The sequence below is a fragment of the Sphingomonas sp. genome (assembly GCF_025362505.1).
GTDB lineage: Bacteria > Pseudomonadota > Alphaproteobacteria > Sphingomonadales > Sphingomonadaceae > Sphingomicrobium.
Genome location: NZ_JANYGG010000098.1, coordinates 1 through 21,383, shown reverse-complemented (window position 1 = coordinate 21,383; position 21,383 = coordinate 1). Strand labels below are relative to the sequence as shown.

Genomic DNA, 21,383 nt, shown 5'->3' with positions numbered 1-21,383 from the left:
GGCTGAACCGCGATCAGAAGTTTGGCGACCTTCGTCGCCACGCCCGCGAAATGCCCCGGCCGCGCCTCGCCGTCCCAGCGCTCGCTGACTCCTGCGACACTGACCGTGGTGGCAAAGCCGGGCGGGTAGATATCCTCGGCGCTCGGCAGCCACACGGCGTCGCAGCCATGCGCCTCGAGCAAGGCGACATCGGCCTCCTCCTGCCGCGGATAGCGCGCCAGATCCTCGCCCGGCCCGAACTGCAGCGGATTGACGAAGATCGTCGCGATCACCTTGTCGGCCTGGCCGCGGGCGGCGTCGATCAGCGCCATATGTCCGGCATGGAGCGCGCCCATCGTCGGGACAACGGCGATCCGCTCGCCGGCGCTTCGCCAACCGCCGGTGGTTTCGCGCAAGGCGATGGATTCACGAAGGATTTGCATGCGATTCGTGCCTCCGATACACCGACGGCGAGGGGCAGGCCAGCATGGCACGCCGGGGTTTCAATAAGGGGCGCAACGGCCATGGGCCAGCCACATTTCATCATCTTCGCCAATGAGAAGGGCGGCACCGGCAAATCGACCACCGCGGTCCATACCGCGGTCGCGCTCGCCGCGTCGGGCCACCGCGTCGGCGCGCTCGACCTCGACAGCCGCCAGCGCACCACCACCCGCTATCTCGAGAATCGCGACGCGACGATCCGCCGCACCGGCGAGCCGCTGGCGCACGCCGTCTACGAAGTGCTCGAGGACCAGACCACCGACGCGCTCGACGCCGCCATCGCCCGCCTTTCGGCCCAATGCGACGTGCTGGTGATCGACACGCCGGGCCGCGACGACCCGGTCGCCCGCGCCGCGATCGTCCGCGCCGACACGCTCGTCACGCCGATGAACGACAGCTTCGTCGACCTCGACCTGATCGGCCAGGTCCACCCCGACACCTTCAAGATCACCAAGCCCAGCTTCTACGCCGAGCTCATCTGGAACAGCCGCACCCAGCGCGCCAAGACGACCGGCAAGTCGGTCGACTGGGTCGTGCTCCGTAACCGCCTCCAGCATATCCAGTCGCACAACCTCCACCGGGTTGGCGCGGCGATGGACGAGCTCGCGCGCCGCGTCGGCTTCCGCGTCATCCCCGGGCTTGGCGAGCGCGTCATCTACCGCGAGCTGTTCCCCAAGGGCCTCACCCTGCTCGATCTCGCCCAGCTCGGCGAGGTCGGCCTCAGCCATATCGCGGCGCGGCAGGAACTTCGCGAAATGGTCGCGGGTTTGTCAATTCCATCGACCAACGAGCAGTCCGAGCCGATCTCCGCTTCGGGCTGACGTCACGCACAGAGGTGTAAATGAGCCACGAGTTTCACGCGTCGATCCTGCGCGAATATGACGTGCGCGGGGTCGTCGGGAAGACCTTGCATGCCGCCGACGCCCGCGCACTCGGCCGCAGCTATGGCGCGCTCGCCATCCTCGAAGGTGCCAGGAAAATCGCCGTCGGCCGCGATGGCCGCACTCATTCCCCCGAACTCGAAACCGCGCTGGTCGACGGGCTGACCGCGAGCGGGCTCGACGTCGTGCGCATCGGCATGGGACCAAGCCCGATGCTCTACTACGCCACCGCCACCCTGAGCGTCGACGGCGGTATTCAGGTCACCGGCAGCCACAATCCGGCCGACTACAACGGCTTCAAGATGCTGCTGAACGGCCGCTCGGTGTTCGGCGCCGAAATCCAGGCACTCGGGCGGCGCGCCAAGGCCGGCGACTGGGTCAAAGGCGAGGGCTCGGTCACCGACACCAATGTCGAGGACGCCTATGTCGACCGTCTCGTCGAAGGCTTCGACGGCGGCGCCTATCGCATCGGCTGGGATGCGGGCAACGGCGCCGGCGGCCCGGTGCTCGAGAAGCTCGTTAAAAAACTCCCCGGCGAGCATCACCTGCTCTACACCGAGGTCGACGGCACTTTCCCCCACCACCACCCCGACCCGACGGTCGAAGCCAACCTCGCCGATCTCAAGAAACTCGTCGCCGACAAGGGCCTCGATTTCGGCATCGCGTTCGACGGCGACGCCGACCGCATCGGCGCGGTCGATGGCCGGGGCCGCGTCATCTGGGGCGACCAGCTCGTCATGATCCTTGCCGAGCCGGTGCTGAAGGCGCTCCCCGGATCGACCATCATCGCCGACGTCAAAGCCAGCCAGACCCTGTTCGACCGCATCGCCGACCTCGGCGGCAAGCCCTTGATGTGGAAGACCGGGCACAGCCTGATCAAGGCCAAGATGAAGGAGACCGGCGCGCCGCTCGCGGGCGAAATGTCGGGCCACATCTTCTTCAAGCATGAGTGGTACGGCTTCGACGACGCGCTCTACGCCGCGGTCCGCCTGATCGGCGCCGCGACGTCGCTCGGCAAGTCGGTCACCCAGCTGCGCAGCGACATGCCGCCGTCGGTCGCCACTCCCGAACTGCGCTTCCAGGTCGACGACACACGCAAGTTCGCGGTCATCGAAGAAGTCGCCGCGCGCCTCGCAGCCGACGGCGCGACGGTCGACAGCACCGACGGCGTCCGCGTGCAAACCCCCGACGGCTGGTGGCTGCTGCGCGCCTCGAACACCCAGGACGTGCTGGTGGCGCGAGCAGAGTCATCGGATCAGGCGGGACTGGGCCGCCTCATGGCAACCATCAACGGCCAGCTCGAAGCGTCAGGGATTGAAGCGGTCGAGGCCACTCACTGACGAAACTCCGCTTCCGACCCAATTTCGGACGTTGGAATCTCTTCTATTTACGCCTGAAAGCGGTCGTTCGTGCGGTCGCAAACACGTTCCGACGTGCCTACTTCACTCCACGAACCCCTTTCGCGCAGCGAGTTCGTATTTCGACCAATCTCGACCGGCGAAGCCAATTTTCTATGCCCCGAACCCAGATGTTCGTCGGACACGAAGGTGTAGACCAGACGTGCGAAACCGCGATTTGCGCGAGTTAGCCTGATGGTACACTCCCGCCTCTATTTATAGGCGACAGCGGCGCTTGCAGGGCCTGCCAAAGGGATAATTTCGCAACGACTGAACCCAGCCTCACGGCACCACTCAGAAAATTGTGCGCCCGTGAAGTCGAAGGCTTCGCCGAACTCGATCAGCATGTTCAGCGACATCATCAGGCCGAATGCATTTTGGCGCCGCTCGTCGTCGATGATGTTCTCGATGGCAACGAAGGCGCCCCCGGGTGGCAACGCTCGATAAGCCTTGGCGATGAGCATCTTTTTATCGACAAGGTTCCAGTCGTGCAGGATCATCCCCATCGTGATGATGTCTGCCCGCGGAAATTCATCCGCGAAGAAGTCGAGTGTATCCGCGGTTACCCGGCCTTGAAGATTTTGTGCCCGTATCCGGCGCTCAGCAATCGGCTGGACCTCGGCCAGGTCGCACGTCCGGCAACGCATGTGCGGATGGTGCGCGGCGATAATGGTCGAAAGCTGGCCTGTCGCGCCGCCAATGTCCGCCAGATTAGTGTAACGGGAGAAGTCAAACTTCTCGGCGAAGGCCATGAAATTACCCATGGAGATGCCGCCCATGGCGTCCATGAACTGCTCCAAGCGCGCGGGGTCGGCGTAGAGCGCTTCGAACATCGACTTCCCCGTCGTCTTCATCTCATTCTGGGGCAGCCCGGTTTTAAGCGCAGGCGTGAGATCGGCCCAGAAGCGATAGAGGCGAGCATTCGCCATCTCAAGGATGCCGCCGATGTACTGGGGACTGGTTTTGACGAGGAACAGGGCTGTGCTCGGTGTGTTCATATATTCCGCACTCTGGCCTGTGCCGTTTCGCTCGAGCAATCCCAAGGCGAGAAGAGTGTCCAGAAAATCATAGGTAGAACGCGGGTGCAGGCCCAAGGCCGCCTCAAGCTGGGGACCGGTCTGGGGACCCTTGGACAAATGCGTGAAAAGCGCGAGCTCCACGGCGCTCAGCAGCGCCTTTGATGCCCAGAAGCCAAACCCAATTTGAAGGATATGGTCGGGGGAAATCTCATCTGCCATGGTTCAGCTCTCCTGACGTGCGGATCTAGAGTGTACAACTTTCCGAAAATCAACAGGGGAGGCTTTGTGCTCATTGCCGCCGTAAGCCGCCTGACCGCTTTCGTACGCCTGACGGCGCCCGAAACTCTTCACGATACCCAACTGACCGTTGTTCGGCTGTGCGCGCAGGAAGCCGAAGAACGGCAAAATTTCATATTCAAGGCGCGAACGTCGGAATTGCCGCCTCAGGGACGGCACAATTCCTCGGAACGCCTCCATAACCAAAGCTTTGTCTTGCCAGTTCGGGTGCTGACGATACAACCGGATGAACTGAGGAACGAAACGTCGCGATGTCGGATATTTTCATCTCATATGCCCGACCGAACGAGCCGCTGGCGAAACAGGCGGCTGAGGCGTTGCGCACGGCAGGCTACGGCGTCTGGCGCGACGACGAGCTGCCCGCTCACCGCGCCTATGGCGAGGTGATCGAGGAACGGATCAAACTGGCAAAGGCCGTCCTGGTGCTGTGGTCGAACGACGCAGTGCGCTCGCAATGGGTGCGCGCCGAGGCCGACGCCGCGCGCGAGGCGGGCACCCTGGTCCAGCTCAGCATCGACGGCGTCCTGCCGCCGATGCCGTTCAACCAGATTCAGTGTGCCGATCTGATGGGCTGGTCGGGCGACGTCGATGCCCCCGGCTGGAAAAAGGTCGAAAGCAGCATCGCTTCGCTGGTGGGAAGCGTGGCGGCCCCGACCGAACAGAATTCGGACATCGAACCGGGCCGCAATGTCGTGGTGTGCGCCTTGCCGTTTGTGAACATGAGTGGCGATCCCGAACAGGAGTATTTCAGCGACGGGATCAGCGAGGACATCATCACCGACCTGTCGAAAGTGTCGGCGCTGTCGGTGGTCGCGCGCAACACCGCCTTTTCGTTCAAGGGAAAGCCGATCGACACGGCTGCGCTGGCCCGCGATCTGGGGGTGACCCATGTCCTGGAGGGCAGCGTGCGCAAGGCCGGCAGTCGGGTCCGGATCAGCGCCCAGCTCACCGACTGCACGATCAGCCTTCAGCTGTGGGCCGATCGCTATGACCGCGACTTGACCGACATCTTCGCCATTCAGGATGAAATCTCGAAGGCGATCGTCGGCGCGCTCAAGCTGAAGCTGCTGCCGAAGGAGAAAAAGGCGATCGAGCAGCGCGGTACGACCAATCCCGACGCCTATAATTTCTACCTGCTGGCACGCAAGCAGTGGATCAGCGGCAAGGCCGGCGACCGGCGGCGTGACGAGGCCGTCGTGCGGATTTGCAAACAAGCGACCAAGGTCGATCCGAACTATGCCAAGGCCTGGGCGCTGATGGCGCTCGGCCAGTCGGAACTGCGTTTCTGGCACGGGCTTCAGGAGGACGGCATGCCCGCCGCCGAGCAAGCGCTCGCGCTCGATCCGCATCAGCCCGAGGCGATCTGCGTCAAGGCGCGCTACCTTCAGGGCGAAGGTCGTCATGAGGACGCCGACCGCCAATTGGCGGTGGCGCTCGAAATCGATCCCGAATCGTGGGAAGTGAACAAGGAAGCGGCGATGATCGCCTTCCGCCAGGGGCGCGTCGCCGCGGCGGTTCCCTATTGGGAAAAGGCATTATCGCTGGTCGAGACCGACTGTCACTCGGGTCATATGCTAAGTTGCTGTTATATGGCCTTGGATGATCTCGCCAATCTCGATCGCATCGCGCGGATTACGATCGCACGGGTCGAAAAGGAGGTCGCGCAGGATCCGACGAACGGCTCGGCGATAGCGATGGGCGTGGGCGCGCTATGTGCCATCGGCGATGCAAACCGCGCCCGCGACTGGATCGATCGGGCCATGCTGATGGATCCCGAGAATAATTCGATGCGCTATAATCTGGCCTGCTCGCTGTCGATCCACCTTCACGATTTCGAAACGGCGCTGGAACTGCTTGAGCCCTATTTCGCGCAAATCAGTATGACGCAGCTTCGCCACATCGACGTCGATCCGGACTTCAAGGAGCTTCGCGAAGTGCCGCGCTATCAGGATATGCACAGCGCCGCCGAAGCGCGATTGAAGGCGGCCGGACAACCGCTTTTCGCCGCGGGCACGAGCACATCATCCTGACTAGCCACGATGGGATTAGCCCGGACGGCTAACGCAGCAGTTGTCCGGCCGACGCCCCGGCGGGTTTGATGAAAATGCTTGCCGGGAAGGGGTCGATCCTGCCGCCGAGACGCGCCATGTGAGGCTCGAGCCCGCGAGTGTCGCGCCGGTTCCCTGAGGGTAAAGTGTCTGTCCCGTCTGCCGACCATTATCGACGACTGGTTCGCCGCCCGCGGCTGGGCGCCGCGGCGGCACCAGCTCGACATGCTCGACGCGGCGCAGGGCGGCGAGCATGTCCTGCTCGTCGCCGCGACCGGCGCGGGCAAGACGCTGGCGGGTTTCCTCCCCACGCTGGCGAATCTCGTCGAGAACGCCCGTGATGGCCTCCACACGCTTTACATCTCGCCGCTCAAAGCCCTTGGCGTCGACGTCCAGCGCAACCTCCTCGCTCCGATCGAGGAGATGGGCCTCGATATCCGCGTCGAAACCCGCAGCGGCGACACCCCGTCCGACCGCAAGGCCCGCCAGCGCGCCCGCCCGCCGCACATCCTCCTCACCACCCCCGAAAGCCTCAGCCTGCTGTTGAGCTACCCCGACTGCGCGACGATGTTCGAGGGCCTCCAGACCGTCGTCATCGACGAAATCCACGCCTTCGCCCGCGAAAAGCGCGGCGACCTGCTTTCGCTGTCCCTAGCGCGCCTTCAGCAACTCGCCCCCCGCGTGCGCCGCGTCGGCCTGTCCGCGACCATCGCCGACCCCGAAGCCTACCAGGGCTGGCTCGCCCCCGACGCCGACGCCGAACTCGTCCGGCTCGTTCATGGCGACCCCGGCGCCGAGCCCGACCTGTCGATCCTCATCCCCGACGGCCGTGTCCCCTGGTCGGGCCATTCGGGCCGCTATGCGGCGAAGCAGGTCATGGCGCTCATCGCCGAACACAGGACCACCCTCGTTTTCTGCAACACCCGCAGCCTCGCCGAGCTGATCTTCCAGGACCTGTGGCGGGTCAACGACGACCAGTTGCCCATCGGCATCCACCACGGCAGCCTCGCATTGGAAGCCCGCCGCAAGGTCGAGACCGCAATGGGCGACGGCCGGCTGCGCGCGCTCGTCGCCACCGCCAGTCTCGACCTCGGGATCGACTGGGGCAATGTCGACCTCGTCGTCCAGATGGGCGCCCCCAAGGGTTCGTCGCGCCTGCTCCAGCGGATCGGCCGCGCCAACCACCGCCTCGACGAACCGTCGAAGGGCATGATCGTGCCCGGCAACCGATTCGAATATCTTGAGGCGCGGGCCGCATTGGATGCAATCGACGACAACGAGCTCGATCCCGACATCTTCCGTCCCGGCACGCTCGACGTACTCGCCCAGCACATTCTCGCGATCGCCTGCGCCGGCCCGTTCAACGAGACCGAACTCCTCGCCGAAATCAATTCCGCCGCCCCCTACGCCGGCCTCACCCCCGAAGTCTTCGCCCGAGTCCTCGCCTACATCGCCACCGGCGGTTACGCGCTCAAGGCCTATGACAAATACCGCCGCCTGACCGCCGACGGCCCCGGCCGCTGGCGCATCACCACCCCCGCAGTCGCGGTCCAGCACCGCCTCAATGCCGGGATCATCGTCGACAACCCGATGATGGACGTGCGCTTCAAGAACGGCCGGATGCTCGGCAAGGTCGAGGAAGGCTTCGCCTCGACGCTCTCGGTCGGCGACCACATCTTCTTCGCCGGCCTCTCGCTCGAGGTCGAACGGCTCAAGGACAGCGACATTATCGTCCACGCCTCGTCCAAATCGGCGCGGCTCGTCACCTACGGCGGTCAGCGGATGTCGATGTCGACCCACCTCGCCGAGCGTGTCCGCCGCTTCCTGTGCTCGCCCGACGACTGGCAACGCTTCCCCGACGACGTCCGCGAATGGCTCGAAGTCCAGGGCAAGCGCTCGATCCTCCCCGAGCCCGACCAACTGCTCGTCGAAACCTTCCCCCACGAAGGCCGCCACTTCCTCGTCATCTACAGCTTCGAAGGCTGGAACGCGCACCAGTCGCTTGGCATGCTGATCACCCGCCGCATGGAAAGCGCCGGGCTCAAGCCGCTCGGCTTCGTCGCCAACGACTATGCGCTCGCCTGCTACGGGCTCGAGGAAGTCGTCGACCCCGCTCCCCTGCTCTCCCCCGACATATTGGAGCATGAATTCGTCGAATGGGTCGAGCAGTCGAACCTGCTCAAGCGCGCCTTTCGCGAGGTCGCGGTCATCGGCGGGCTCGTCGAGCGCCAGCACCCCGGCAAGCGCAAGACCGGGCGGCAGGTCAGCTTCTCGACCGACCTCATTTACGACGTGTTGCGCCGCTACGAGCCCGATCACTTGCTGCTCACCGCCGCGTGGGACGACGCCCGCGCAAGGATGACCGAGCTCGGCCGCCTCGCTCGCCTCGTCGAGCGCGCCGCCGACCAGATGATCCACGTCCGCGCCAGCCGCGTCACCCCGCTGGCGGTCCCGCTGATGGTCGTCATCGGCCGCGAGGCGATGCCGTCGGGTTCGAGCGCCGACGATATGCTGCTCATCGAAGCCGAGGCGCTCGCCGCCGAAGCGATGCGGGTCGACTGATCGGCCATCGACGGGCGCGATCGAAGCGGGCAAGAAGCCCGGATGCGACGCGCGTCTCTGCTTGTGCTGCTTTTGCCGCTGCTATCCGGCTGCATCATCACCGACGTCGCCAAGACCGCGGTCGATGTCGTCTCGGTCCCGGTCAAGGTCGTCGGCAAGGGCATCGATGCCGCGCTCCCCAGCCAGAAGCGCGCCGACGAGAAACGCGGCCGCGAGCTTCGCGAAGTCGACGCCCGGTGCGCGCGCGGTCGCCCCTTGCCGACCGACAGCTGCCCCCCCGCAGTGCCGCGCTAAACGATGCGCTACTTCCTCGATACCGAGTATAACGGCTTCGGCGGCGAACTCCTCTCGCTGGCCCTCGTCGCCGAGCATGGCGACGAGGAGCTTTACTTCACCCTCCCCGCCCCCGCCGAGATCCACCCGTGGGTCGAACGTCACGTCATGCCTTACATGAACACCGTGCCGCCGATGCACCGCGCGCCCCCGCTCGATCGCGCCTCGGCGGCGGATGCGCTCGCGACCTTCCTCGCCAATGATCGCGATATCGAGATTATCGCCGACTGGCCCGAGGACATCGCGCAGATCTGCATGCTGCTGCTCGTCGGCCCCGGCGAGATCGTCCGTACCCCGCCGCTGCGCTTTCGCTTCTTCGCGCTTCCCGGGTTCAGCACGGCGGGCGCTAGTGCGGTCCCCCACAACGCGCTCCACGACGCCCGCGCGCTGCGCGACCATGTCCTGAGCCTCGAGGACAATTAAGCGCTTCCTCCGGCGCGCCGTTCGCGTCTAACAGACGAAGCATGGTTCCCGCTTCGTTCGCCGGTCACGACTTCCTCGCCAGCCCCGAAGGTGCGCTCCACTGGCCTGCGCAGGGCGCGCTGCTGGTCGCCGACCTGCACCTCGAAAAGGCGAGCTGGTTCGCGCGGCTCGGCCAGTTGCTCCCGCCCTATGATTCGCATTCGACCTTGACCGCGCTCGCCCGCGACATCGAGCGCAGCGGCGCGACCACTCTCTACTGCCTCGGGGACAGCTTCCATGACCGCTTCGGCTGCGACCGCCTTCCCGACGACGCCCGGGCGCTCCTCGCCAGCCTCACCGCGCGGCTCGACTGGGTGTGGATCACCGGCAACCACGACGCCGGCTTCGTCGATCATATCGGCGGGCGCATCGAGGAGGAGCTGACCGTCGCCGGATTAGCGCTTCGCCACGAAGCCGTGGTGGGCGATCCCACCCCCGAAATCTCGGGCCACTTCCACCCCAAGCTGCGGCTCCGCATGAAGGGCCGCACCCTCTCGCGCCGCTGCTATGTCGCCAGCGACACGAAGCTCATCCTTCCCGCCTACGGCGCGCTGACCGGCGGCCTCGATGCCCATCACCCCGAGATCGTCAAGAAAGTCGGCCCGGGTGCCGCGGCCTTGATCCCGGCGGCAGGCCGCCTCCTCCGCTTCCCGCTCGCCGCGTAATACCCGTCATCCCGGCGAAAGCCGGGACCCCGGTCGATAAAAGAACGATGCAGTCGCGCGGCTCATAGCAAGCCAAACGCCCGGTATCTCGGCTTTCGCCGGGACGACGCTCAAACCAGCCGCGCTGCCATCAGCCCGCGCAAGATATTCCCGACGAAAAACCCCTCACCCAGATCCTCGCGCCGAAGCTCCGCCTCGACCGCGCGACCTTCATCGATCAGTTTCGACCGCAGGATCCCCGGGATCAGCCCGCGTGTCGCCGGCGGGGTCAGCAGGCGCCCGTCGCGCTCGACGAAGATGTTGGTAAAACTCCCCTCGGTCAGCCGGCCCTCGGCATCGACGAAGATCGTCTCGAACGTCGGATTGGCGCGCCGCGCCTCGTCGTAGAACCGCCTGTCGGTGGTCTTGAACCGCAACCGCACATCGTCGGCCGCAACCGGCATCGGCTGCAGCGTAACCAGGACCGGCCCGTCCGCCGGTCGCTCGAGCCGCTTGACCTGGATCGCCATCGCCCCGGTCGGCGATAGCAGCAGCCGGACCATTGCCCGATCCTTGCGGCGAAAGGTCGCCGCCTGAAGTTCGTTGCGCGCGCCATGCCGATCGAACTTGAACCCGAACGTCTCGGCGCCATTGCCCAGCCGGTCGAGGTGGCGATCAAGCTCGGCAATTCCGTGCTCGGCATCGAAGCGCATCGTCTCGATCAGGTCGAAGCGGGGTCGGGCAGCGTTCACATATCGTCCCTTAAGGAGGCACTCGGCCCACTCCTCACCCATCTCGCTGTCGACGACAAGCCCTGAACCAAGCCCGATCCGCGCCGTTCCGGGACGCTCGTCATGAAGCTCGAGCGTGCGGATCAGGACGTTGAACGACGCATCCCCGGAACCGTCCAAACTCGGCGGCTCGATCCACCCCATCGACCCGGTGTAGGCCCCGCGCGGCTCCGGCTCCAACCGCCGCAGCACCTCGATCGCAGCGATCTTGGGCGCCCCGGTAACCGACCCGCACGGGAAGATCGTCTCGATCACATCGACCGCGTCGAGCCCCGGACGCAAGGTCGCGGAGACCTCTGAAACCATCTGGTGAACCGTGGGATAAGTCTCGACCACGAACAATCGCGGCACCGCCACGCTGCCGGTCTCGGACACCCGCGCAAGGTCGTTGCGCAGCAAATCGACGATCATCAGATTCTCGGCTCGCTGCTTGGGATCGGCGGCAAGTTCTTCGGCGAGGAGCCGGTCCTGCGCCGGATCGGGATCGCGCGCGGCGGTCCCTTTCATCGGCCGGGCATTGAGCGTTCCCGCCCGCAACGTGAAAAACTGTTCGGGCGACAGCGACACGAGCGCCCCGCCGGGATGGCGCACGACTCCGCCCCACCCGGCCCTCGAACCTTCCCGCAGCCGCGCATAAAGCGCCAGCGGTGACCCGCCGACCGCCACATCGCAGCCGAACGTCAAATTTGCCTGATAATAATCTCCCGCGAATAGCCCGTCGCGAACTTCCGCGGCAGCCTCGAGATAAGCCTCGCGCGAAATCCGCGGCCGAACCTCGCCGGCAACGGCCCCCGCCGGATCGGCCAGCGTCGCCGCGTCGACCAGTTCATACCCCTCGAACAGCCCGAACCACAGCAGCGGCCCGTCCCCGACCCGCGCGCCCGGCTCGAGCTTCGGATCGAGCGCCTGCCCCGCCTCATAGGCCAGATACCCCGCCGCATGAGCGCCCCCGCGCACCGCCGCGCGCAACGCCGCCAGCGCCGGCCGCACTTCGTCGAGCGTCGACGCAACAACCTCCCCGACCGGCGCACGATACAGCCGCGCCTTCTCGGCACCGCCGCGCGCATCATCGAACAGAACGTAGCTTTCCCCCATCGCCGGGCAATTGCCCCGCTTCGCTCGCCCCCGTAAAGCCTGTTCCTCATCAGACTGGTCGAACCGAAGGGATGTCCGTGATCAAACAGGCTTTTTTTATTGCCGCGCTGCTCGCCTCCGCCCCCGCGATGGCCGCCCCGCTATCGACGACCAGCACGATCGATCCGGCAACCCGCGCCCGCATCGACCGCATTCTCACTGCGACTCCGTTGATCGACGGTCATAACGACCTTGCCGAGCAGCTCGCCGAATATCATGACTACAGCATCGCCGGCCTCGCCAGCGGTACCGCCGCCCGCCCCAACCACCCGTTGATGACCGACATGGCCCGCCTCCACGCAGGCCACGTCGGGGCGCAATTCTGGTCGGTCTATATCGACGGCAAGATCACCGGCGACGAGGCGATCCGCAAAACGATCGAGCAGATCGACGTCGTCGACCGCTTCGTCGCCGCCTACCCGCGCGACCTCGAATTCGCCCGTACCGCCGACGACATCGTCCGCATCCACCACGCCGGCAAGGTCGCTTCGCTGATCGGGATCGAGGGCGGGCGTCAGATCGGCGGCAGCCTCCCCGCGCTGCGCCAATTCTACCGGCTCGGCGCGCGCTACATGACGCTGACCCACAACCAGACCACCGAATGGGCCGACAGCGCGACCGATGATCCCAAGTTCAACGGCCTTGCCCCGTTCGGCCTCAAGGTCATCGCCGAGATGAACCGGATCGGCATGCTGGTCGACCTGAGCCACGTCTCGCCCGACGTGATGCGACAGGCAATCGCCGCCAGCCGCGCGCCGGTGATCTTCTCCCACTCCTCGTCGCGCGCGGTCAACGATCACCCCCGCAACGTCCCCGACGACGTGCTGCGCCTGCTCCCCGCCAATGGTGGCGTCGTGATGGTCAACTGGGTCCCGGCCTTCCTGTCGGCGGCGATGCTCCAGCACGACTCCGCCAAGGCCGCCGAGGAGGCTCGCCTCAAGACCCTCAACCGCGCCAGCACCGACGCGGTCAAGGCCGGAGTCAAGGCATGGGAGCAGGCCAATCCCGGCCCGGTTGTCACCGCCAGGGACGTCGCTGACCATATCGACCATGTCGCGGCGATCGCAGGCCACGACCATGTCGGCATTGGCGCCGACATGGACGGCATCGACAGCACGCCGATCGGCCTTAGCGGAGTCGAAGCCTATCCAGCCTTGTTCGCCGAACTCATCCGCCGCGGTTGGAGCGACGCCGACCTTGCCAGGCTCGCCGGCGGCAATCTTCTCCGGGCGCTGCGCGGCGCGGAAGCGACGGCCGTCGCCATGAAGGGCGTTACCGCGGCGATGGACAGGCTGCCCCCCGCACCCTAACTCGCGGGCATCATGAGCGAACCACCCCTGCGCGCCGCCATCCTGCCGGTCACCCCGCTGCAGCAGAACTGCAGCCTCGTCTGGTGCACGAAAACGATGCGCGGTGCCTTCGTGGATCCCGGCGGCGACCTCCCCAAATTGCGCGACGCCATCGCCCGCTCGGGCGTGACGATCGAGAAGATCCTGGTCACCCACGGCCATATCGACCATTGCGGATCGGCCGGCATCTTCGCCGAGGAACTCGGCGTGCCGATCGAAGGTCCGCACGAGGAGGACCGTTTCTGGATCGCCCGGCTTGACGAGGACGGCCGCAATTACGGAGTCGCCGGCAAGCCATTCGAGCCCGACCGCTGGCTGGTCGATGGCGACCAGGTGAGCGTTGGCGAGCTCATCTTCGACGTCCGCCACTGCCCCGGCCACACTCCCGGCCACATCGTCTTCCACCACCCCGACTCGAAGCTGGCGATTGTCGGCGACGTGCTGTTTCAGGGCTCGATCGGCCGCACCGACTTCCCGCGCGGCAACCACCAGCAGTTGCTCGATGCGATCGTCGGCAAGCTCTGGCCGATGGGCGACGACACCAGTTTCATCCCCGGCCACGGCCCGATGTCGACCTTTGGTCAGGAACGGAAAACAAATCCGTTCGTCGCGGACACTGTTTTATCTGGGTAAGCCTGCACCGGCCCACTTCCGAACCCGGCCTCCCATGGAATTAACTGATTGGGAGGCCGGGTAGGGGAGTGGGCCGGTGCAACTCTTCGAATCAAAGCCGCCCCTCTGCGCTTGCGTCCTCGCGCCGTTTCGCTATAGGGCACCCTCGTTCGCGACCATCCGGCCGCCGCCGCGGGGCTCGCCCCGATGAGCTTGGCGAGGATGGTCTTTTTTGTTTTGATAGTAGCCAAGGTGCCGCATGGCCGTCCCCAAAAGAAAAACTTCGCCTTCGAAGCGCAACATGCGTCGCAGCCACCATGCGCTCGACGTACCGAGCTTCCAGGAATGCTCGAACTGTGGCGAACTGAAGCGCCCGCACAACATGTGCGCCGCCTGCCGCCACTATAACGGTCGCGAAATCATTTCGACCGAGGCCTGACGTCGCTAGGTCCAGGCAATGACTGGCCCTTGCATCGCGATCGACGCCATGGGCGGGGACGTCGGCCCGGCGGCTATTGTCGCCGGAGTCTCCGCTGCGCGCCGCAAGGACCGCTCGCTGTCGTTCCTGCTGTTCGGCGACGAAGCGCTGATCCGACCCGAGATCGCGCGCCACGCGAACCTCGCCGACGCGATCACCGTCCACCACACCTCCGAAAAGATCGAGCCGACTGAAAAGCCCAGCCAGGCGATCCGCCGTGCCCGCACTACCTCGATGGGCATGACGATCAACGCGGTAAAGGACGGTCAGGCCCACGCCGCGCTGTCGGCCGGCAATACCGGTGCGCTGATGGCGATCGCCAAGCTCGCACTGCGCACCATGCCCGGGATCGACCGCCCGGCGCTGGCGGCGCTGCTCCCGTCGCTCGGCGACAAGGACCTGGTCATGCTCGACCTCGGCGCCAACACCGAGTGCGACGCGCAGAACCTCGTCCAGTTCGCGGTGATGGGTGCCGCCTACGCCCGCACCGTGCTGGACATCGAATCCCCGCGGGTCAAACTGCTCAACATCGGTACCGAGGAATTAAAGGGCACCGGCGAACTCAAGGAAGCCGCCGCGCTACTCCGCGACGCGACCTACTTGCCGTTCCGTTTCAACGGTTTCACCGAAGGCGACCAGCTGTCGCGCGGCGAGGTCGATGTCGTCGTCACCGATGGCTTCTCGGGCAACATCGCGCTGAAGACCGCCGAGGGCACCGCACGCTTCGTGACCGACCTCTTGCGCCGCGCCTTCACCTCGTCGCTCCGCTCGAAGGCCGGATTCGCGCTGTCGAAACCGGCGCTGCACATGCTCAAGGTCCATCTCGACCCCAACAACCACAACGGCGCGGTCTTCCTCGGATTGAACGGCCTCGTCGTGAAAAGCCACGGCTCGGCCACGCCCAAGGGTATCGCCAACGCGATCAAGGTCGCCGCGTCGATGGTCCGCAACGATATCACCCGCAAGATCGGCGACGATCTCGACGAATTCCGCGCCCACGCCTTCGCCGCCGATGCGCCGGCGGGTAAAGCGGTCGGAAACGAAACGCCGACCGGAGACTCAGCCCCATGACCATTCGTGCGGTTGTCGCGGGCGTAGGTTCGGCGCTGCCCAAACGCCGCGTCGACAATGCCGAACTCGCGGCCCAGATCGCCACCACCGACGAGTGGATCGTCGAGCGGACCGGAATCCGGACCCGCTACATCGCCGGCGAAGGCGAGACCACCGCAACCCTCGCCGCCGAAGCCGCCCAAGCCGCGCTCGACCACGCCGGCATCGCCGCCGCCCAAGTCGACCTCATCATCCTCGCCACCGCGACTCCCGACCAGACCTTCCCGGCCAGCGCGACCAAGGTCCAGACCATTCTCGGCATTCCCGATTGCATCGCCTTCGACGTCGCCGCGGTCTGCTCGGGCTTTCTCTATGCCCTGTCGGTCGCCGACGCGATGATCCGCAGCGGCGGCGCGAACACCGCGCTCGTCATCGGCGCCGAGACCTTCAGCCGCATCCTCGACTGGGAGGACCGCACGACCTGCGTCCTGTTCGGCGACGGCGCCGGCGCGATTGTCCTTCGCGCCGAGCAGGACAGCGACCGCGGCATCCTCGCGACGAAACTCCACGCCGACGGCCGCTATAACGACCTGCTTTATGTCGATGGCGGCCCGTCGACCACCGGCACCGTCGGCAAGCTGCGCATGAAAGGCCGCGAGGTGTTCCGCCACGCCGTCACCAATCTCGCCGCCGTTTTGGGCGAAGTCCTCGACGCCGCCGGGCTCACCGCCGCCGATGTCGACTGGGTCGTCCCCCACCAGGCCAATGCCCGGATTCTCGACGCAACCGCGAAGAAATTGGGCCTTTCCCCCGACAAGATTATCGTCACCGTCGACCGCCACGCAAACACGTCGGCCGCATCTGTGCCCTTGGCGTTCGACGTCGCAGTTAAGGACGGCCGCATCAAGCGCGGCGACCTTGTCGTGCTCGAGGCGATGGGCGGCGGTTTCACCTGGGGAGCAGCGGCGCTGCGCTATTGATAAGTCACATTAATTCTTCGATTGTCGGTTCCCCAACGATGTGGCATGGAGGTCCATCGATCAGACATCGCGGGGGCGCGAGTCTCGGTAATTTGCGGGGCGGAGGATAAACCGATGGCTGATGCGGGGGTTGCACGGACGCAGGATGGAGGACTCCATTCGGGAACGCTCACACGCGCCGATCTTGCCGACGTCGTCCACCGCGAACTCGGCCTGTCGCGCGCCGAGGCGGCGAGCATGGTCGAACGGCTGCTCTACCATATGTGCCACGCGCTTGCCGTAGGCGAAAATGTCAAGATTTCGGGCTTCGGCAGCTTCATACTGCGCGACAAGGGCGAGCGCATCGGGCGCAATCCCAAGACCGGGATTGAAGTGCCGATCGCGCCGCGCCGCGTGATGACCTTCCGCGCCAGTCACATGATGCGCGACAAGATCGTCAAGTAAGCAAACAGGTGGCGACCGCCGACAAGGCCCCGGACGCCTTTCGTACCATCGGCGAATTGTCGGCTCAGCTCGGCGTCGCGCAGCATATCTTGCGCTACTGGGAGACCAAGTTCCCCCAGCTGAAACCCCTCCAGCGCGCCGGCAACCGCCGCTATTACCGGCCCGCGGAAGTGGCGCTCGCGCGGCGCATCCATCATTTGCTGAGCCACCAGGGTTATACCGTTCGCGGCGTCCAGAAACTGCTTGCCGACCGTAGCGCCGCGGCGTCGACGCTTGATCTCACCGACGTGACCCCGCCGCCGCCCGCGCCATCCGCCCCCGTCACAGCGGCTCCATCACTCGACGTCGAGCGTTTGACCGCCTTGCGCGACCGCCTCGCCGAGGCGCTCACCGCCTGACCCGAGCCGCCGCGCGACCCGCGCGATCGCAACCTCGAGGCTCACCCGCGCCACCTGCACTTCGGGCGGAAACGCACTTAGCAACCGGCTCGGCATCGCCGCCGACAGGATCACGAACATGCCCCTGTCGCCCTGCCGCCGGATCAGCCGCCCGAACCCCTGCGCCAGCCGCGCCCGCACCATGCTGTCGTCATAGGCACTACCCCCGCTCGCCAGCCGCCGCGCTGCGTGAAGCACCGTCGGGCGTGGCCACGGCACCCGCTCCATTACCACCAGCCGCAGCGACTCGCCCGGCACATCGACCCCGTCACGCAGCGCATCGGTGCCGAGCAGCGACGCCCGCGGATCGTCGCGGAAGATATCGACCAGGGTCCCGGTGTCGATCGGATCGACATGTTGCGCCAGCAACGGCAGCCCGACTCGCGCCAGCCGGTCGGCGATCCGTGCATGAACCCCCTTCAACCGGGCAATCGCGGTGAACAGCCCGAGCGTTCCCCCGCCCGCCGCCTCGATTAGCCGCGCATAGGCCCCCGACAGCGCCGCCAGGTCGCCCCTCGGCAAGTCGGTGACCACCAGCACCTCCGCCATCCGGCCATAATCGAACGGGCTCGCCGCCTCGAAATGCTGCGGCGGGCGGGGCAAATGCAGCGCTCCGGTGCGCGCGTCGGCCTGGCTCCACCCACCCGATCCGCGCAGCGTCGCCGAGGTCACCAGCACGCCATGCGCGGGGGCCAGCACCGCCTGTGCCAATGGCCGCGTCGGATCGAGCCACCGTCGGTGGATCGTCACGTCGAATTCGCGCCCCTCTACCCGGTCGATCGCCAGCCAGTCGACGAAATCCGGGTCCGCCGCCCCGCCGACCCGCGCCAGCAGCCTGACCCAGGCCGCGACCGTCTCGCGCCGCCATGCCAGTCCGGTGATCGCCCCCTCGACTCGTGCGCGGGCGGAGGAGTCCAACCAGTCGGGCGCGTCTTCCAGCACCGCCTCCAGCCGCCGCGTCAGCGCCGCCAATGGCTGTCCCAGCGCCTCCAATGCCTCCAGCGCCCCCGCCGCCGCCGTGACCAGCGCCCCATCGAGCTCAGCCAATTCGGTCTCGAGCCCGTATCCCGCCTCGTGCGCCTTGGACCGCGCGTAGACCGTCCCCCGCACCTCGGCGAGCAGCGCCTCGATCGGCCCGAACGGCGCCCCCTCGGCGAGCCGCTGCAACCACCCGTCCGAAGGCAAGGCGCGTGCCGCCTCGACCGCGCTATCGAGCGCGCTCGCCCCTGCTTCATCGTAGGAACACACATCCATCAACCGCGCGGCGAGACCACGTCTCCGTCCCCGCGTCCGCCCCTCCGGCCCGACCAGCCAGCGGCGCAACTCGATCGCCTCCTGCCCGCCCAACGCCACCGAAAACGTCGAATCGGCCGCGTCGAACAGATGATGCCCCTCGTCGAAGATGATCCGGCTCGGCGCATCGGGCCGCCCGCGCGCGGCGTTGACCATCACCAGCGCATGGTTGGCGATCACCAGGTCCGCCTCGCGCCCGGCCCGCTCGGCCCGCTCGATGAAGCAGCGCCGGTAATGCGGGCAGCCGGCATAGACGCACTCCCCGCGCCGGTCGGTCAGCGCCGTCGCCCCCGCCCGCCGGAACAGGCTCGGCAGCCAGCCGGGCAAATCCCCCCCGACCATGTCGCCGTCCTTCGTGTAAGCCGCCCACCGCCCGATAAGCTGCGCCAGCACCGCCGCGCGGCCCGTAAACGCCCCCTGCAGCGCATCTTCCAGATTTAGCAGGCACAGGTAATTCTCGCGGCCCTTGCGCACCACGATCCGCCGCTTGCGTTCCTCCGCGTCGGGGATCAGCCGCTCGCCCTCGGCATCGAGTTGCCGCTGCAGCGCCTTGGTGAAGGTCGATACCCACACCGTCCCGCCCGACCGCTCGGCCCACAGCGACGCGGGCGCGAGATAGGCCAGCGTCTTGCCAATCCCGGTCCCCGCCTCGGCCAGCACCAGGTTCGGCGCCCCCGCCGCGCCACGCGGCGCGAACATCGTCGCCGCCTCGGCCGCCATCGCCTGCTGCCCGACGCGCGCTTCGGCCCCGCCCCCGGTCAGCTCGGCGAGTCGCTCGATCGCGTCTTCGGCCGACACCGTGACCGTCCGCGCCGGCACCCGCTCGGCCTGCTCCTCCCACTGCGGCAGGCGCGAAAACAGCATCCGTTCGGCCTTGTCAGGCTTTGCCAGTCGCTCGCCGACAATCCCCGCCCAGCCCCACCCCAGCCGATGCAGCGTCGCATTCGATGTCCACGCCCCCTCGCGCTCGCGCCAGTGGGAATCTTCGAACACATCGAACAGCGCCCCGGCAATCGCCCGCAACTGCCCCGCCGCCGCGCCATCGTCCCCCGGCACCGCCAGCCCCAGCGCCCGGCTCAGCCCCGCCACCGTCGGCACCACGAACCGCGCCGGGTGAACGAACGCATACAGCTCGAGCAGGTCGAGCCCCGACAGATCGGGATAGCCCAGCCGCTGGCCCACGAGGGGCGCATTCATCAAAATATGCGGAGTCTCCGCCGCCCGCGCGATCGCCTCGCCGCGCGACGCCGCGCGCACCCCGCCCCCATCGGCGAGCCAGATCCCGGCATGGGTTGCGTGGAGCGCGGGAAGGGGCAAAAGGGCGGCCATTGCGGGCCCATCCTTGGCCACAGAAGAACGAAAGGGCAACAGTGGACGAGGCCATCCGCACTGCGGCGATGACCAGCAAGGCCTGGCCTTATGAGGAAGCGCGCAAACTGCTTAAGCGCTGGGCCCCCGATGGTCCTTTTGGCGCCAAGCCCAATGGTGAAGCGATTGTCTTCGAGACCGGCTACGGCCCTTCGGGCCTGCCCCACATCGGCACCTTCAACGAAGTCCTGCGCACGACGATGGTCCGCCGCGCCTACGAAGAACTGACTGGTTCTCCGACGCGCCTGATCGCCTTCAGCGACGACATGGATGGCTTGCGCAAGGTCCCCGACAACGTCCCCAACGCTGCCCTCCTCACCGCCAATCTCGGCAAGCCGCTGACCCGCATCCCCGACCCGTTCGGCACCCACGAATCTTTCGCCGCGCACAATAATGCGAGGCTGCGCAGCTTCCTCGACCGCTTCGGCTTCGACTATGAATTCGTCTCCTCGACGCAGGCTTACGCGTCGGGCCAGTTCGACGAAGCCATCCGCCAGGTCCTGCGCCAATGGGACGCGATCCTCGCCGTCATGCTCCCCACGCTGCGCGAAGAGCGCCGCCAGACCTACTCCCCCGTCCTCCCCATCTCGCCCTCGACCGGCCGCGTCCTGCAAGTCCCCGTCACCGTCGTCGACGCCGAAGCCGGCACGATCGCCTTCACCGACGAGGACGGCACCCCGATCACCCAGTCCGCGCTAGGTGGCTTGGCGAAGCTCCAGTGGAAGGTCGACTGGGCAATGCGCTGGGTCGCGCTCGGGGTCGATTACGAGATGGCCGGCAAGGACCTCATCGACTCCACGATCCAGTCGGGCAAGATCGCGCGGATCCTCGGCGGCCGCCCGCCCGAGGGCTTCAACTACGAGATGTTCCTCGACGAAAAGGGCGAGAAAATCTCGAAATCCAAGGGCAACGGCCTGACCCTCGACCAGTGGCTCTCGTACGGCAGCGAGGAAAGCCTCGCCTTCTTCGCCTACCGCGAACCGCGCAAGGCCAAGAGCCTGCACATCGGCGTCATCCCCCGCGCGGTCGACGAGTACCTCCAGTTCCGCGGCAACTACGCGGGCCAGCCGGTCGAACAGCAAATCGGCAACCCGGTCCACCATATCCACGGCGGCAAGGTTCCGACCGAACCGCTCCCGCTGACCTACGGCCTGCTGCTCAACCTCGCCTCGCTCCCTGGCGTCGGCGACAAGGCGACCGCGTGGAAGTTCGTCCAGCGCTACGCCCCCGGTACGTCGCCCGACACCGACCCCGAACTCGACCACCTCATCGGCCTCGCGGTCAACTACGCCCGCGATTACGTCGCCCCGACCCTCACCCGCCG

General features: G+C 66.5%; 19 protein-coding genes. 15 read left to right on the top strand and 4 right to left on the bottom strand.

From position 1 onward, the window contains the following. Positions 1-422 (bottom strand): pantoate--beta-alanine ligase (locus Q0R27_RS09585; RefSeq protein WP_293943781.1); only part of this gene is annotated, 422 nt, incomplete at its 3' end. An 81-nt stretch (positions 423-503) separates the two neighbouring features. Between Q0R27_RS09585 and Q0R27_RS09580 the strand changes: the two genes are divergently transcribed. Together Q0R27_RS09580 and pgmG are read left to right on the top strand one after the other, a co-directional pair. Next, on the top strand, positions 504-1,301 hold the full coding sequence (locus tag Q0R27_RS09580; RefSeq protein ID WP_293943779.1) for a division plane positioning ATPase MipZ: 798 nt from the start codon (positions 504-506) through the stop codon (positions 1,299-1,301). Positions 1,302-1,321: 20 nt separating this feature from the next. Continuing rightward, a complete protein-coding gene (gene pgmG / locus Q0R27_RS09575; protein ID WP_293943777.1) occupies positions 1,322-2,701 on the top strand; it encodes a phosphoglucomutase/phosphomannomutase PgmG in 1,380 nt (459 codons plus the stop codon). Between the two features lie 269 nt (positions 2,702-2,970). Here pgmG and Q0R27_RS09570 read toward each other — a convergent pair whose 3' ends face one another. Continuing rightward, positions 2,971-3,996 (bottom strand): methyltransferase, encoded by a 1,026-nt coding sequence (locus tag Q0R27_RS09570; protein WP_293943775.1) that lies wholly within the window; start codon positions 3,994-3,996, stop codon positions 2,971-2,973. A 329-nt stretch (positions 3,997-4,325) separates the two neighbouring features. Here Q0R27_RS09570 and Q0R27_RS09565 point away from each other — a divergent pair, with 329 nt between their 5' ends. The 5 genes from Q0R27_RS09565 to pdeM all read left to right on the top strand — a co-directional run bounded on the left by Q0R27_RS09565 (position 4,326) and on the right by pdeM (position 10,144). Then, positions 4,326-6,104 carry a TIR domain-containing protein gene (locus Q0R27_RS09565; RefSeq protein WP_293943773.1) on the top strand — a complete coding sequence of 593 codons (1,779 nt, stop codon included), beginning with the start codon at positions 4,326-4,328 and terminating at the stop codon, positions 6,102-6,104. 168 nt (positions 6,105-6,272) lie between these two features. Further along, positions 6,273-8,684, top strand: coding sequence for a ligase-associated DNA damage response DEXH box helicase (locus Q0R27_RS09560; RefSeq protein ID WP_293943785.1), 2,412 nt, complete (start codon positions 6,273-6,275; stop codon positions 8,682-8,684). 42 nt (positions 8,685-8,726) lie between these two features. Further along, a complete protein-coding gene (locus Q0R27_RS09555; protein WP_293943771.1) occupies positions 8,727-8,978 on the top strand; it encodes a hypothetical protein in 252 nt (83 codons plus the stop codon). Positions 8,979-8,981: 3 nt separating this feature from the next. Then, positions 8,982-9,440, top strand: a complete 459-nt coding sequence (locus tag Q0R27_RS09550) for a hypothetical protein (RefSeq protein WP_293943769.1) — start codon at positions 8,982-8,984, stop codon at positions 9,438-9,440. Between the two features lie 41 nt (positions 9,441-9,481). Further along, complete coding sequence (pdeM, locus tag Q0R27_RS09545; RefSeq protein ID WP_293943767.1) at positions 9,482-10,144, top strand: ligase-associated DNA damage response endonuclease PdeM; 663 nt, start codon at positions 9,482-9,484, stop codon at positions 10,142-10,144. A gap of 110 nt (positions 10,145-10,254) precedes the next feature. Here pdeM and pabB read toward each other — a convergent pair whose 3' ends face one another. Continuing rightward, the gene (gene pabB / locus Q0R27_RS09540; RefSeq protein ID WP_293943766.1) at positions 10,255-12,009 is read right to left on the bottom strand and encodes an aminodeoxychorismate synthase component I; all 1,755 of its coding nucleotides are present in this window, start codon (positions 12,007-12,009) and stop codon (positions 10,255-10,257) included. 77 nt (positions 12,010-12,086) lie between these two features. On the opposite strand from pabB, the gene Q0R27_RS09535 reads away from it, so the two are divergent. The 7 genes from Q0R27_RS09535 to Q0R27_RS09505 all read left to right on the top strand — a co-directional run bounded on the left by Q0R27_RS09535 (position 12,087) and on the right by Q0R27_RS09505 (position 17,359). Next, on the top strand, positions 12,087-13,358 hold the full coding sequence (locus Q0R27_RS09535; RefSeq protein ID WP_293943765.1) for a dipeptidase: 1,272 nt from the start codon (positions 12,087-12,089) through the stop codon (positions 13,356-13,358). A 12-nt stretch (positions 13,359-13,370) separates the two neighbouring features. Next, entirely contained in the window at positions 13,371-14,030 is a 660-nt protein-coding gene (locus Q0R27_RS09530; protein WP_293943764.1) for an MBL fold metallo-hydrolase, read from the top strand. Between the two features lie 238 nt (positions 14,031-14,268). Beyond that, positions 14,269-14,448, top strand: coding sequence for a 50S ribosomal protein L32 (rpmF, locus tag Q0R27_RS09525; RefSeq protein ID WP_293943762.1), 180 nt, complete (start codon positions 14,269-14,271; stop codon positions 14,446-14,448). An 18-nt stretch (positions 14,449-14,466) separates the two neighbouring features. Beyond that, complete coding sequence (gene plsX, locus Q0R27_RS09520; RefSeq protein WP_293943760.1) at positions 14,467-15,558, top strand: phosphate acyltransferase PlsX; 1,092 nt, start codon at positions 14,467-14,469, stop codon at positions 15,556-15,558. Continuing rightward, entirely contained in the window at positions 15,555-16,517 is a 963-nt protein-coding gene (locus Q0R27_RS09515) for a beta-ketoacyl-ACP synthase III (RefSeq protein ID WP_293943758.1), read from the top strand. The genes plsX and Q0R27_RS09515 overlap by 4 nt, the downstream gene beginning before the upstream one ends. Before the next feature lie 114 nt (positions 16,518-16,631). Further along, on the top strand, positions 16,632-16,961 hold the full coding sequence (locus tag Q0R27_RS09510) for an integration host factor subunit alpha (RefSeq protein WP_293943756.1): 330 nt from the start codon (positions 16,632-16,634) through the stop codon (positions 16,959-16,961). 8 nt (positions 16,962-16,969) lie between these two features. Beyond that, the gene (locus tag Q0R27_RS09505; protein ID WP_293943754.1) at positions 16,970-17,359 is read left to right on the top strand and encodes a MerR family transcriptional regulator; all 390 of its coding nucleotides are present in this window, start codon (positions 16,970-16,972) and stop codon (positions 17,357-17,359) included. Here Q0R27_RS09505 and Q0R27_RS09500 read toward each other — a convergent pair. After that, positions 17,297-20,020 (bottom strand): ATP-dependent DNA helicase, encoded by a 2,724-nt coding sequence (locus Q0R27_RS09500; RefSeq protein WP_293943752.1) that lies wholly within the window; start codon positions 20,018-20,020, stop codon positions 17,297-17,299. The two genes, Q0R27_RS09505 and Q0R27_RS09500, sit on opposite strands and share 63 nt — an antisense overlap. Positions 20,021-20,088: 68 nt before the next feature. Between Q0R27_RS09500 and Q0R27_RS09495 the strand changes: the two genes are divergently transcribed. After that, positions 20,089-21,383: lysine--tRNA ligase (locus Q0R27_RS09495; RefSeq protein ID WP_293943783.1), on the top strand; the 1,295-nt coding region annotated here is incomplete at its 3' end.

What these genes read in the sequence shown, in the direction of transcription:
- Q0R27_RS09580 (WP_293943779.1), top strand. Translation starts at nt 504, where the DNA reads ATGGGCCAGCCACATTTCATCATCTTCGCCAATGAGAAGGGCGGCACC.
- pgmG (WP_293943777.1), top strand. Translation starts at nt 1,322, where the DNA reads ATGAGCCACGAGTTTCACGCGTCGATCCTGCGCGAATATGACGTGCGC.
- Q0R27_RS09570 (WP_293943775.1), bottom strand. Translation starts at nt 3,996, where the DNA reads ATGGCAGATGAGATTTCCCCCGACCATATCCTTCAAATTGGGTTTGGC.
- Q0R27_RS09565 (WP_293943773.1), top strand. Translation starts at nt 4,326, where the DNA reads ATGTCGGATATTTTCATCTCATATGCCCGACCGAACGAGCCGCTGGCG.
- Q0R27_RS09555 (WP_293943771.1), top strand. Translation starts at nt 8,727, where the DNA reads ATGCGACGCGCGTCTCTGCTTGTGCTGCTTTTGCCGCTGCTATCCGGC.
- Q0R27_RS09550 (WP_293943769.1), top strand. Translation starts at nt 8,982, where the DNA reads ATGCGCTACTTCCTCGATACCGAGTATAACGGCTTCGGCGGCGAACTC.
- pdeM (WP_293943767.1), top strand. Translation starts at nt 9,482, where the DNA reads ATGGTTCCCGCTTCGTTCGCCGGTCACGACTTCCTCGCCAGCCCCGAA.
- pabB (WP_293943766.1), bottom strand. Translation starts at nt 12,009, where the DNA reads ATGGGGGAAAGCTACGTTCTGTTCGATGATGCGCGCGGCGGTGCCGAG.
- Q0R27_RS09530 (WP_293943764.1), top strand. Translation starts at nt 13,371, where the DNA reads ATGAGCGAACCACCCCTGCGCGCCGCCATCCTGCCGGTCACCCCGCTG.
- rpmF (WP_293943762.1), top strand. Translation starts at nt 14,269, where the DNA reads ATGGCCGTCCCCAAAAGAAAAACTTCGCCTTCGAAGCGCAACATGCGT.
- plsX (WP_293943760.1), top strand. Translation starts at nt 14,467, where the DNA reads ATGACTGGCCCTTGCATCGCGATCGACGCCATGGGCGGGGACGTCGGC.
- Q0R27_RS09515 (WP_293943758.1), top strand. Translation starts at nt 15,555, where the DNA reads ATGACCATTCGTGCGGTTGTCGCGGGCGTAGGTTCGGCGCTGCCCAAA.
- Q0R27_RS09510 (WP_293943756.1), top strand. Translation starts at nt 16,632, where the DNA reads ATGGCTGATGCGGGGGTTGCACGGACGCAGGATGGAGGACTCCATTCG.
- Q0R27_RS09500 (WP_293943752.1), bottom strand. Translation starts at nt 20,020, where the DNA reads ATGGCCGCCCTTTTGCCCCTTCCCGCGCTCCACGCAACCCATGCCGGG.